The 1,611-nt window shown below is 66.5% G+C and carries 1 protein-coding gene; it reads right to left on the bottom strand.

All coding sequences use genetic code 11. The annotated features are described in order from the left end of the window. Positions 1-143: 143 nt before the first annotated feature. Complete coding sequence (locus VSR34_RS37880) at positions 144-1,568, bottom strand: ISNCY family transposase (protein ID WP_342965173.1); 1,425 nt, start codon at positions 1,566-1,568, stop codon at positions 144-146. Positions 1,569-1,611: the final 43 nt, after the last annotated feature.

Consider the following 1,611-nt stretch of genomic DNA (forward strand, 5'->3'; position numbering starts at 1 on the left):
TGTCATGGCCAGATACAGATGTCCGGTCTCCGGCTCAATAGAAATGTCCGGTTTTTTGCGAGATTTGCTTCCGTCTTTCCCGGGTTTAATCTCCATTCCGTGTTGAAGGATAGCGTCTGGAGCAGCAGGGCGCTGGTGCCCGTTCAGCGAGCCCTCGCAGACCGCCGGCCAGGTTTTGAATCTGGTTTCGGGGACTGCGCCAGCTTCATGATCACCGCTTCCATGTCCACCTGCGTGAACTCGCGCGTCTTCTTCGTGCCGGGCACACGCTCCGCCTGGCGTACCGCGATGCCGCGGTTCGTGCGCGAGGGCGAGCCCGAGGCACGCCGGTCGTCGCGCTGCGCCTGCAGCGCCTGCGCCACCTCCAGCGCGTGCGCGAGCCGCTTGTGCTCAACCACCGCACCCTGGTCCACCTCGGTCAGGCGGTCATACTCGCGGTACGGCAGGACCCGCGTGTCGGCCCGTAACTCGATGCGTCCGTCCGGGTACTCCCAGACCTCGATGTAGCGGTGCACCAGCTTCCGGTTCTGCGGCGTATCGTCGAGCAGGTACATCACGCGGTCGTACTGCACCGTGAGCGACTTCGTCACGCGCCGCGTCTCACGCCAGGTAAGCAGGGCGTCCAGATCCTCGTCTTCCCGCAGCGGCCGGTGTGCGTCGAACGTGCTCCTGGGCGGCTTCGCAAAGCGCACGTTGTAGGCCGCCATGAAGGCAGGCGCATACGCATTCGCGTCCGCCACCGTGCTGATGCCGCGCAGGCGCAGTTCCTTCACCAGGCGGTCCTGCAGCGTCAGGTGCGCGCGCTCCACGCGCCCCTTGGCCGAACTGCTGTTCGCGCAGAACGTCTCGATGTTCAGTTCGTACATCGCACGCCCGAAGTGCGTCACGCTGCGCCCGGTCTCGTGGGCCCTGACACTGCGGAACACGCTGGCCTTGTCGCTGTACAGCGCCACCGGCTTGCCATGACGCTCCAGGTACGCACGCGTGGCCTCGAAGTAGCTGAAGGTCGATTCGGTCTGCGTGAAGTGCAGGTGCATGAGGCGGCTCGTTGCATCGTCCACGTACACCAGCAGCGTGCAGGCCGGCGCGCGCTCCTCGAACCAGCGGTGGTCGCTGCCGTCGATCTGGACGAGTTCGCCCAGGCACGCGCGTCGGGCCCGCGGCTGATAGACCTTCGGCGGACGCTGCGCGCGTGGAATCCACAGGCCCGCATCGCGCATCCATCGTCGTACGGTTTCCTTTGCCAGCCAGATGCCGTGGCACTCAGCGAGCTTCTCGCACGCCAGCGTCGGCCCGAAATCGGCGTAGCGTTCGCGCACCAGTGCCATCGCCCGGGCCCGCAGATCGACGGACAGTTCCCGGTTGCTCGGCTGCCCACGCCGGCCCGACACGAGGCCTGCCGGGCCGGCGGCCTCATAGCGCCGGCACAACCGGCTGATCTGCCGCTCGCTGAGCTGCAGCCGCTCAGCCGCCTGAAAACACCGCAGGCGGCCTTCAACGACCGCCTCGATGACCTTGACCCGCTCGAGTTCGCGCATGCTTGCCGTGATCAGCTCACGTCCGTTCATGGTTCGCCCCTGGTCGACGCCTCACGCGAGCGTGCGCGTCAAC

The sequence above is a fragment of the Paraburkholderia sp. JHI2823 genome (assembly GCF_038900695.1).
Taxonomy (GTDB): Bacteria; Pseudomonadota; Gammaproteobacteria; order Burkholderiales; family Burkholderiaceae; genus Paraburkholderia; species Paraburkholderia mimosarum.

Excerpts from the sequence above, each read along its gene's own strand:
- VSR34_RS37880 (WP_342965173.1), bottom strand. The coding sequence starts at position 1,568 with ATGAACGGACGTGAGCTGATCACGGCAAGCATGCGCGAACTCGAGCGG.